The following is an 8,532-nucleotide window of genomic DNA, read 5'->3' on the forward strand; positions in this document are numbered from 1 at the left end:
CTGGGTATTCGCTTCTACGCATGCTGGTGAGGAGCAGATGGCGCTGGCGGCGCTGGAAGACTTGCAGCGCCAATGGCCGGATCTGCTGCTGGTGCTGATTCCCCGCCATCCCTCGCGGCGACTGGAGGTGATGGCACGGATGCAGGCAAAGGGGGTGTCCTTTGCCTTGCGCTCGCGTGCTGAGGACGTGGGGGCGCGCGCGGTTTTTCTGATAGATACACTGGGTGAGGTGATGGACTTCTACGCGGCGGCAGATGTGGTGACCATCGGTGGCAGTTTTGTGCCGGCGGGGGGGCATAATCCCCTGGAAGCTGCAGCACTGGCCCGCCCGGTTACCTTCGGCCCGTATATGGATAATTTTAAGGGCATCACCCAGGATTTGCTGGCGGCCAACGCTGCGGTTCAGGTTGTGGATGTCGAGGCCCTGGTAGCGCAGTTGGGTGCGTGGTTGACTACCCAGGAGCCAGCGACAGAGATGGGCGACCGTGCCTTGGCGTTTCTGCAGCAGCAGCGTGGTGCGCTGGGGCGTACTTTTTCCCTGCTAGATCATATCGTTCCGTAAGCATTTTAATAGGGATAGTCCCAGCCTTCCGGCTGATCCTTGAAACGACGGTGAACCCACCAGTATTGTTCAGGGGCTTTACGGATAGCGGTCTCCAGTGCGACATTCATCGCCGTGGCATCCGCCTCCGCATCGCCGCTCGGGAAAGATGCAGGCATGGGCACAATCTCGATACGAAAACCCTCACCGTCCGGCAGCCGATAGGCGAAGAGTCCGAACACAGGGCTTCCACGCCGCGCTGCCAGCCGGCCCAGTAAAGGTGTCGTGCAGGCAGGACGGCCAAAGAACGGGGCATAATCCCCTTCGCGCGGATCGACGTTCTGATCCGGAAGAATGCCGATTACTTTTCCTTGCTGCAGCGCGTGGAGCAGGGGGCGGATACCTCCCTCCTTGGGGACCAACTGCGCACCACTGCGCCCGCGGCCAGCCACAATGCGTGCGTTGACAGCCGGATTGCGGGTTTCCATGTAGAGTACGGTTACCGGCCAGCGTTGCCCGATGTAGAGCACCGCGGCTTCCCAGGCCCCGAGGTGCGCGGTGAAGAGAATCACCCCATCTCCTTTGGCTAAAGCGGCGTCCACCAGATCGTCCCCACGCACTTCGCGGATCAGGCCGAGGGCGCGGGGCAAGGGCCAGTACCACAGTGGTCCCAGCTCCAGGGCCGCCTGGCCCAGTGCCCGGAAATGCGCGCGCCGCAAGGTATGCCGCTGAGCCAGGCTCATCCTGGGGAAAACTATGGCGAGGTTGGCGTCCACCACTTTGCGCGCCCGTGTCATACTGAGCCGCACCAAATCACCGAGCATTGCACCGAGGGCTGCCCGACAACGCCGCGGCAGGTACCCCGCCCCGCGCAGAATGCCCGCTGCCAGCGAGGCTACTGCCTTTTGCCGCAGATTTCCCTGTACCTCAGCCACTGTTTTCCCTGGCCTCCTCCATTTTGTGGCAGGTATTGTAGGATAGGGCGGGGCGTTCGGATACCCATTGTTCGCATGATATTGCCCGCGAAGAGGCTCCCGGACTAGCGGTGCAGCGCCCGCCGCAGGCGATCCAGGCCTTCCTCCAGCACGCTCCGCGGTGCAGCGAAATTCAGTCGCACAAAACCCTCGCCGCCCGGCCCGAAACTGGGGCCGGGATTGAGGCCGAGACCTGCTTGCAGCAGACGCCGGGCGAGCGTCTCGTCGTCGCCGTAATGGTGCACATCCAGCCAGGCCAGATAGCCGAACTCCGGTTGCCGGTAGCCGACTTCGGGTAGCTCCCGCATCAGGTACTCGCTGATGAGGCGGGCATTATTGCTCAGATACTGGCGCAATGCGGCCTGCCACTCCGCACCGTGCCGCCAAGCGCTGGTCATGGCGGTCAGGGCGAAAAGGTTGGTGTGCTGAATCTGGCTGCGCTGGACTTCATTCAGAAAGGCGCGACGCAGCCCAGTATCGGGGATGACGCTGACTCCGCCACCCAGTCCCGCCAGATTGAAGCTTTTGCCGGCAGAGGTCAGGAAAATCGCGCGCGGGAAGCGGCTGGGAAAAGGGCAGTGCCGATGGTGGCTGAGGTCGGCATGGATTTCATCGCTGACGATCACGCAGGCCGCTTCAGCGCACAGAGTACCCAGTCGTTGCAGCTCTTCCGGTGTCCAGACCCGCCCCACCGGATTGTGGGGCGAGCAGAGGAGCAGCAGTTTCGCCCGCTGGACGGCGATTTCCAGGGCATCCCAATTCATGCAGTAATGGCCGGTGTCATCCGTGATCAGCGGGGCCAGTAGCAATTCCCGCCCGTTGTCCTCCACTGCAGTCATGAACGGCGGATAAATGGGAGGCATGACGATGATCGCCTCGCCCGGTCGGGTGAAGGCACGTACGGCTGCGTAAAGGGCAGGAACGACACCGCTGATGCAGGCGACTGCGTCGCTTTCCGGCCGCCAGTTATGGCGCCTGGCCAGCCAGTCTGCGGCGGCCTGCAACATGATCCCTTCGTTGCCCGGATAACCGAAAACGGGGTGATTCAGGCGTTCCTGCAAATCGGCTATGACCGTGTCCGGTGCGGCGAAATCCATATCTGCCACCCACATGGGCAGCACTTCAGCGCCAAAACGTTTTGCCGCACCATCCCATTTGAGGCATCCGGTTCCGCGTCGTGGAATGACTCTGTCGAAGTCGACGCTGCCTTGTTCCGCGCTCATAAGCGCTCCCAGATAGTCACCTGCGCGATACTGTGCTGATATTTGCGCGCCGTTTCGCGGATGACAAAGGACAAATCCTGCGGGCTGTCATCGCGCAGACGGAATGCTCCGGACAAAATTTCACGCAGGGCGTCGAAGGTGCTCAGATTCTCCCCATCTCGTTTGAAACCGCCGAGCCATTCTGTCCGCGCAGTATATTCTTCCAGCCAGGTATAGGGCGAAGTGATGACCAGTAAACCGCCGGGAAGGATGCGGTCGGCAATGTCCTCCAGAAATTTGCGGGGATGGTGCAGGCGGTCAATGAGGTTGGCTGCCACTACCAGATCATAATCCCGATACAAAGGCTTCAGATTGCAGGCGTCGGCCTGGAAGAAGTGGACCCGGTCCGCCGTCCCGGTCAGGCCCAGGGCGCCGAGATCGGCCGTTTGATAACTTTGCAGTTCACCCTCTTCGGTCAGCGTGTAGGAGAAGTGCCCGCGCTCACGCAGTTGCACGCCTACGCTGATGAAGCGTGCGGAGAAGTCGAGGCCAGTGACTTCGGGGCAGTGCTTTGCCAGTTCAAAACTACCGCGGCCTACGGCACAACCGATGTCCAGAGCGCGACGTAAGGGCCTGTCGGCCATAGCCGCCACCGCGATGCCTACGACCTCTGCCGCAAAATTGGCCACCCCATAGTATTCGCGCCCATAGTGAAATTCCGCATACTGGGAGACCAGGGCGTCACTCTCATAGACCGGTACCTCAGGCAGCGCGTTGGGCGAGGCCACATAGCGGAATCCCGCGTGCTGGAAGAAATGGCGGCGGAAGGCGTAGCGGGCCTCCTGCTGCGTTTCGTTGCCGAGACTGATGAATGAGCCGCCTTTCATGAGATTGTGCTGTTGGTCGAAGGTGGGCACAGTGAAGTCATCATAAACCGGATGCACCTCGAAACCGGAAAAGGGATAGATGGGCGTTGTGGTCCATTGCCAGACGTTGCCGACCACATCGTAGAAATCCCCTTGTTTGAATTGATCTACAGGGCAGGGTGAACAGCCGCCGGCAAGTCCGATATTGCCGGGCACTGCGTCATCCCAGGCATCGCAGTCCGCGAGTCCGCTGAGATCACGCAGGCGCCGCCATTCATCCTCGCTGGGCAGGCGCAGGCTCTGACCGGTCCGCGCCGATTTCCAGCGGCAGAAGGCGTCGGCTTCCAGTGCATTCACCTCCACCGGCCAGTTCCACGGCATGGGGCGCTCCTCGGCGATCAGGCGCAACCGCCAGGTGTCCTGATCCGGGACCCAGAACGTCGGATGCCGGGCCTGGCTGAAGCGGCGCCAGCGATCGCCCTCCACTGTCCACCAGTGGCCCTCGCTGTAGCCATCCTGTTCCACGAAAGCCAGGAACTCCTGATTGCTCACCAAAAAGCGGGAGGCATGAAAGGGCTGTAGTGCCGCCTGATGAAGACCATATTCGTTATCCCAGCCATAACGAGGATCCGCGCGTTCTTTGCCCAGACGGACGGCGCCGCCGGCCACGGCCTGCAGGATATTATCCGGCGCGGCCCCTGCGGGGGTCCAGGGACGGAAGGCTTCCACAGGCCGAACGCGGGACAGAGGCAATTGCCGCATGAGCACCGAACTGGTCTCGAGATGGATGTTTTCATGCTCAATTCCCATGAGGATCACCCACCACGGTGAATCCCAGGTGATGGGCAGGGACAGGGGCATCTCGCGGATCAGGCCGTCCACTAGTTCCCGCACCCGCTGCCGGTACTGACGGACGTCGTCGACGGCGGGCCAGTCGTAGTGGGTTTCGTCCAGGTCGTCCCAGGACATTTCATCGACGCCGACCGCAAAAACGGACTCTAAACGTGGATCGAGACGATGTCCGATCAGTCCGGCTACCTGGAGCTTGTTTACATAGAAGGTGGCGCTATGGCCGAAATAGAAGATCAGGGGATGACGCAGGGGAATGGCCTTCTCATACCACGCTGCCGGTTCTGCCAGGTGATCGAAAAGCTGTTCATACAGCGAAAAAGTCTCGTGAAAGGCCCTGCGAATCTCTTCCCGTTTCTGCTCAGCATGCTCGCCGTCGAGACGGAGCGCAGCGATACGTGTACGCGCCATGGATTCCCCTTCTGTACGTCCTTGGTGTCTTGGTGAGTCAGTTTAACACAAGATACCGTCCGGTCGGATGCGTGGGAAGAAGTGATTTTTTGATCTCAGCGGCGTGCATGAGGGGAGTCAGCAGATAGTATGCTACAAAATGCAGACAACGAGACAGCCCAGACCAGTGAGGACATAAAGACCACAACGACCAGGGACTCTCTTTCTGATACCATTTCGAGAGCGTAAAATTGATGCCTTGCGTGCTGAATCTCGCGCGACCGTCGAATAGGTCGACCAGCGCTTAGGTGTGGACAGAAGAAGAAAAAGGGAAAGCAATGAGCATGAACGAGGCGGATACGCGCTACCACTTGATCGACCCCCAGTTGCGGGCCAAAGGTTATGTCAGCCGCGATCAGATCACGCTTGAAACCATTCTGACGCCATCCCCGGTTGAACCTAGTGGTGCCAAGGGTCGACGCCGCAGAGGGGCAGGGCGTACCGACTACCTGCTCTGCGTACAAGTGGGCGAGATGCCCAAACCCCTGCCCATCGCCGTGCTGGAGGCCAAGAAGGAAAGCGAAGACCCGCTCAAGGGTATGCAGCAGGCCAAAGGCTATGCCGACTGCCAGCGCTTCGACGTGAAATATGTCTTCGCCACCAACGGTCACCTCTACGGCGAATTCGATTTTTTCACCCGTCTGCAAGGCGGCACGTTTCCCTTTCCCGACTTTCCTCCGCACCTGGATTTGACTGCGCGTTACGCCAAGGACACCGGCATCAATGTCACCGGGTCCGAAGCCACTATGCTGTTCCAAGTCGACAGCCCGGCGTGGGCGCAGAGCCGCTACTACAAGGGCCGCCATTCGCGCTACGTTTGAAAAAATCATTTGTTGTCGACAAAATGTTGAGCCCGCGCGGGTGCTGCTCGCGCTCGCCACGGGTGCCGGTAAAACCATCATTGCCACCAACCTGCTGTGGCGCATGAGTCAGGCCGGACAATTGCCCAAACCCGCACTGTTTTTGTGCGACCGCGATGAATTGCGCGAACAGGCTTACGCCAAACTCAAAGCGGCCTTTGGGGACAACGCGCGCATCGTCGAAACCAAGCAAGGTGGCAACGCCGCACAAAACGCCCGCATCCATATTGCCACCTATCAAACCCTGGGGCTGGATGACGACGACGGCTTTGCCAGCTTCCTCTCAGAGCACTACGGCGAAGATGCCTTCAGTGTCATCATCATCGACGAGTGCCACCGGTCGGCCTGGGGGCGCTGGTCAGAAGTGCTCAAACGCAATCCTAATGCCATCCACGTCGGTCTCACCGCTACTCCGCGCAAGCTGGCAGAATCCAAGAACGCCACGGCAGAAGATCAGGAAATCACCGCCAATAACCGCAAATACTTTGGTGAGCCGGTCTACGAATACACCCTGATCCAGGCGCAGGAAGACGGCTATCTTGCCGCTTGCGAAATCGTCAAACGCAAGGCCAGTATCGACAATCGCGTGTTTACCAAGGACGAGATCCTCAAGGCAGGCGCCAAAGATGTTCGCACCGGCAAGCCACTGACGGATGAAGACCTCACCAAAGACGAATACACCGGCAAGGATTTTGACGACGAACTGTTTATCGAGCTGCGCACACCCGAAATGTGCAAAGACCTGTTTGCTCTGCTGTGCCAAAATGGCGGGCCGGAACAGAAAGCCATCATCTTCTGCACCCGCGAAATCCACGCCGACCGTGTGGCCCAGCACATGAACAACCTCTACACCCGCTGGTGCGGGGAGCAGGGCCAAACCCCAAAGGACCACTACGCCTTCAAGTGCATGGGCGGACCGAACAACGGCGCAGACATGATCGAGCCCCTGCGCGGCTCCGGTGAGCGTGCTTTCATCGCCTGCACGGTCGATTTGCTGGAAGCCGGCGTGGACATCGAACGTCTCAACGCCGTGGTGTTCTTCCGCTACCTGCAATCGCCCATCAAGTTCTACCAGATGGTCGGGCGCGGTACGCGCATCCACGAAGAAACCCAGAAATACAAATTCTGGCTATATGACTACACCGACGTCACCAGCCTGTTTGGCACCGACTTCATCACCAAGCCGCCACGTCCCGGTAGGAGTGGCTCTGGTGGTGATGACTCGGGTGGTGACGGCGATGGCCCCAGCGTGGCCGAAATCGGCGGGGGGTATGATGTCATCGTCAACCCGCAGGGACGATTCATCCTCAGTCGCCGCGATGGCCGCGACACACCGATTCCGGTCGACGAATACCGTCGCGAGGTGATCCAGCGCGTGATCGCCGAAGCGCGCAACCTCGACGACTTCCGTGCTTTGTGGATTGAGGCGCAGAAGCGCCGGCAACTGATCGACCACCTGCTGGGCGACAACTTCAGCCCGGACGTGATCCGCGAAATCGACCAGATGAGTGATTTTGACCTGTACGACTTTTTCGGCCACCACGGCTACCACGCCCGCGCCTTGAAGCGCCCCGAGCGCGGCGAGCTGTTTATTACCCACAACCAAAGCTGGTTTAACAGCATGGACGGCAAGGCCGTTATCGTGCTCAAGGGCCTGGGCCACCAGTTTGCCCAAGGCGGCACCGATGCGCTGGAAAGCCAGAACCTGTGGGAAGTGCCCGAGATCAAGCTGGCGGGTGGCTTGAATGCCTTGCGCGGCTTGGGTGCGCCGGCGCAGGTGATGCATGAGGCTAAGGCGAGGCTGTTTGGGGTATGAGTACTCTTTCTGAAGTTCCTTTTGAAGAAGCGTTTATTTCTGTTCCTGTCGGGAAGAGAAAAATCCAAGAATCGGAATACGATCCAGTCGGTTCTATTTGCGTAGTAGATCAAGGCCAGAACTTGGTCTCTGGACACACGGATAGGAATGATCTGCTGATAGATGACTGGCCTTACATTATCTTTGGCGACCACACTCGAATCGTCAAATACGTAGATTTTCCATTTGTAGCAGGAGCCGATGGAGTAAGGCTTTACAAAGCGGCAGCTGATTTCGATCCGGAGTATCTTTTTCTGTTTTTGAGAAGTGCTAACTTGCCTGTAGATGGCTATGGACGACATTCCAAGTACCTCAAGGAATTAGCTGTTCCGAACATAGACCGGGACGAACAACGCCAAATCGCCACTTGCCTGAAAGCCCAACTGGCCGAAGTGGAAACAGCCCGGCAGGCGGTGCAGGCGCAGTTGAGCGACAGCCGCTTGTTGCGCAGCCGCCTGCTCAAGGAATTTTTCGCAGAACTGGATGCCGCGCCGAAGAGGAAGCTCGGCGACTACGCCCAAACCACCAGCGGCTCAACGCCGTCGCGGAGCAACAAGCAGTATTGGCAACCGGCAGAAATCGCTTGGGTGAAAACCGGTGAGGTGGCCTTCGCGCCGATCACCGCCACCGAAGAAACTATTTCAAAAGCCGCGCTGGCGGAATGCTCGCTCTCGCTGTTGCCGCCCAAGACCATCCTCATTGCGATGTACGGGCAAGGCAAAACACGCGGGCAATCGGCCATTCTGGAAATTCCAGCAGCCACCAATCAAGCCTGTTTCGCCATCCTGCCCAATGACACCTGGGAACCAAACTTTCTTTATCTCTGGCTGAAATCGTCGTATCAGGATTTGCGCGATCTGTCAGAAGACCGTGGCGGCAATGAGTGTGGTCAGCCAAATTGATGGTTCTCTGGTCAACTTATTTGAGGGGCGGCC

General features: G+C 59.2%; 6 protein-coding genes and 1 pseudogene. 4 read left to right on the forward strand and 3 right to left on the reverse strand.

The genetic code is table 11. The features are described from left to right. Window positions 1–562, forward strand: a pseudogene (locus tag Q0C48_RS07180) (3-deoxy-D-manno-octulosonic acid transferase); the annotation flags it as partial. 5 nt (window positions 563–567) lie between these two features. On the opposite strand, the gene Q0C48_RS07185 reads toward Q0C48_RS07180, so the two are convergent. From Q0C48_RS07185 to ovoA, 3 genes are all read right to left on the reverse strand, one after another. After that, window positions 568–1,476, reverse strand: a complete 909-nt coding sequence (locus tag Q0C48_RS07185; protein ID WP_291522922.1) for a lysophospholipid acyltransferase family protein — start codon at window positions 1,474–1,476, stop codon at window positions 568–570. A gap of 104 nt (window positions 1,477–1,580) precedes the next feature. Then, on the reverse strand, window positions 1,581–2,738 hold the full coding sequence (locus Q0C48_RS07190; RefSeq protein ID WP_291522925.1) for a PatB family C-S lyase: 1,158 nt from the start codon (window positions 2,736–2,738) through the stop codon (window positions 1,581–1,583). After that, on the reverse strand, window positions 2,735–4,843 hold the full coding sequence (gene ovoA, locus Q0C48_RS07195; protein ID WP_291522927.1) for a 5-histidylcysteine sulfoxide synthase: 2,109 nt from the start codon (window positions 4,841–4,843) through the stop codon (window positions 2,735–2,737). The genes Q0C48_RS07190 and ovoA overlap by 4 nt, the downstream gene beginning before the upstream one ends. A 317-nt stretch (window positions 4,844–5,160) precedes the next feature. Here ovoA and Q0C48_RS07200 point away from each other — a divergent pair, with 317 nt between their 5' ends. Genes Q0C48_RS07200 through Q0C48_RS07210 form a run of 3 tightly spaced genes read left to right on the forward strand, consistent with a single transcriptional unit; the run spans window position 5,161 to window position 8,499 of the window. Beyond that, window positions 5,161–5,703, forward strand: a complete 543-nt coding sequence (locus Q0C48_RS07200; RefSeq protein ID WP_291522929.1) for a hypothetical protein — start codon at window positions 5,161–5,163, stop codon at window positions 5,701–5,703. 40 nt (window positions 5,704–5,743) lie between these two features. Next, on the forward strand, window positions 5,744–7,558 hold the full coding sequence (locus Q0C48_RS07205) for a DEAD/DEAH box helicase family protein (RefSeq protein ID WP_291522931.1): 1,815 nt from the start codon (window positions 5,744–5,746) through the stop codon (window positions 7,556–7,558). After that, a complete protein-coding gene (locus Q0C48_RS07210; protein WP_291522933.1) occupies window positions 7,555–8,499 on the forward strand; it encodes a restriction endonuclease subunit S in 945 nt (314 codons plus the stop codon). The genes Q0C48_RS07205 and Q0C48_RS07210 overlap by 4 nt, the downstream gene beginning before the upstream one ends. Window positions 8,500–8,532 lie beyond the last annotated feature (33 nt).

This window comes from Acidithiobacillus sp. (assembly GCF_023255755.1).
GTDB lineage: Bacteria > Pseudomonadota > Gammaproteobacteria > Acidithiobacillales > Acidithiobacillaceae > Acidithiobacillus.